Origin of the sequence: Psychrobacter sp. SHUES1 (assembly GCF_001652315.1) — a bacterium.
GTDB classification, from domain to species: domain Bacteria; phylum Pseudomonadota; class Gammaproteobacteria; order Pseudomonadales; family Moraxellaceae; genus Psychrobacter; species Psychrobacter faecalis.
Window position 1 is genome coordinate 3,469 of the sequence record NZ_LXWA01000101.1, and the last position, 2,217, is coordinate 5,685.

Sequence of the window (2,217 nt, forward strand, 5' to 3'; positions counted from 1 at the left end):
CTGAAAGCTTACTGCGTTTATAGTGGTGGAGCCAAACGGAGTCGAACCGTTGACCTCCTGCGTGCAAGGCAGGCGCTCTACCAACTGAGCTATGGCCCCATATATAAATGGTGGGTCTAAGTGGACTTGAACCACTGACCCCCGCGTTATCAACACGGTGCTCTAACCAGCTGAGCTACAGACCCAAATTACGCTTGTATAAACGTAAGCTTAAACTAAAGAACAACTTGTTGTGAATTCTTGCTGACCGAATGCTGTCTATAAGGAGGTGATCCAGCCGCAGGTTCCCCTACGGCTACCTTGTTACGACTTCACCCCAGTCATCAACCACACCGTGGTGAGCGCCATCCTAAAAGGTTAGGCTACCCACTTCTGGTGCAATCAACTCCCATGGTGTGACGGGCGGTGTGTACAAGGCCCGGGAACGTATTCACCGCGGCATTCTGATCCGCGATTACTAGCGATTCCTACTTCATGGAGTCGAGTTGCAGACTCCAATCTGGACTACGATAGGCTTTTTGAGATTCGCATCACATCGCTGTGTAGCTGCCCTCTGTACCTACCATTGTAGCACGTGTGTAGCCCTGGTCGTAAGGGCCATGATGACTTGACGTCGTCCCCGCCTTCCTCCAGTTTGTCACTGGCAGTATCCTTAGAGTTCCCGGCCAAACCGCTGGTAACTAAGGACAAGGGTTGCGCTCGTTGCGGGACTTAACCCAACATCTCACGACACGAGCTGACGACAGCCATGCAGCACCTGTATTCTAATTCCCGAAGGCACTCCCGCATCTCTGCAGGATTCTAGATATGTCAAGACCAGGTAAGGTTCTTCGCGTTGCATCGAATTAAACCACATGCTCCACCGCTTGTGCGGGCCCCCGTCAATTCATTTGAGTTTTAACCTTGCGGCCGTACTCCCCAGGCGGTCTACTTATTGCGTTAGCTGCGTCACTAAGTCCTCAAGGGACCCAACGACTAGTAGACATCGTTTACGGCGTGGACTACCAGGGTATCTAATCCTGTTTGCTACCCACGCTTTCGAACCTCAGTGTCAGTATGATGCCAGAAGGCTGCCTTCGCCATCGGTATTCCTCCAGATCTCTACGCATTTCACCGCTACACCTGGAATTCTACCTTCCTCTCACCTACTCTAGCCTAACAGTATCAGATGCCGTTCCCAGGTTAAGCCCGGGGCTTTCACATCTGACTTATCAAGCCACCTACGCTCGCTTTACGCCCAGTAATTCCGATTAACGCTTGCACCCTCTGTATTACCGCGGCTGCTGGCACAGAGTTAGCCGGTGCTTATTCTGCAGCTAATGTCATCGTCTATGGGTATTAACCATAGAGTCTTCTTCACTGCTTAAAGTGCTTTACAACCAAAAGGCCTTCTTCACACACGCGGCATGGCTGGATCAGGGTTGCCCCCATTGTCCAATATTCCCCACTGCTGCCTCCCGTAGGAGTCCGGGCCGTGTCTCAGTCCCGGTGTGGCTGATCATCCTCTCAGACCAGCTACAGATCGTCGCCATGGTAGGCCTTTACCCCACCATCTAGCTAATCCGACTTAGGCTCATCTAATAGCGAGAGCAACAAGTTGCCCCCTTTCTCCCGTAGGTCGTATGCGGTATTAATTCGAGTTTCCCCGAGCTATCCCCCACTACTAGGTAGATTCCTAAGTATTACTCACCCGTCCGCCGCTCGTCAGCGAGAAGCAAGCTTCTCCTGTTACCGCTCGACTTGCATGTGTTAAGCCTGCCGCCAGCGTTCAATCTGAGCCATGATCAAACTCTTCAGTTTAATCTTGCATGAAGTCCTTTAAAGAGACTTCGAAACTTGGCTCATTTAATCTGGCAATTACGCTCTCGTATGTTTCATATAATGAATTAACTTTGAGTTTTCTTGCTGTCTTAAATGATAATTTTTATAGTTAGAATGACTCCCGAAAAGAGAGTAAAACCAACTTTATTTTTTAGCATTCTGAATCAGCAAAAATCCACACAAGTTGTTCTTTAGTTATGCTTTTAAATAGTGTCAAGCTACTGTCGTCCAGTAACTGATATATAGGGTATTTCTCTTTGCTAGTTCGTTTAAGTTAAGAACTTATCCTATCTAGCGAGCCGACTATCATATCATAATGATTTGGTTTGTCAAGCTTTTTTATAATTTGTTTCAATGGGTTAGCCAGGTTTGTTATATGTAATTGACATATAAGTT

The 2,217-nt window shown here is 48.1% G+C and carries 2 tRNA genes and 1 rRNA gene; all 3 read right to left on the minus strand.

Annotation, left to right across the window (positions count from 1 at the left end):
* Positions 1 to 23: 23 nt before the first annotated feature.
* Positions 24 to 99: transfer RNA gene (locus A7325_RS12425), tRNA-Ala, on the minus strand.
* A 9-nt stretch (positions 100 to 108) separates the two neighbouring features.
* Positions 109 to 185: transfer RNA gene (locus tag A7325_RS12430), tRNA-Ile, on the minus strand.
* Positions 186 to 261: 76 nt separating this feature from the next.
* Positions 262 to 1,800, minus strand: a 16S ribosomal RNA gene (locus A7325_RS12435).
* Positions 1,801 to 2,217 lie beyond the last annotated feature (417 nt).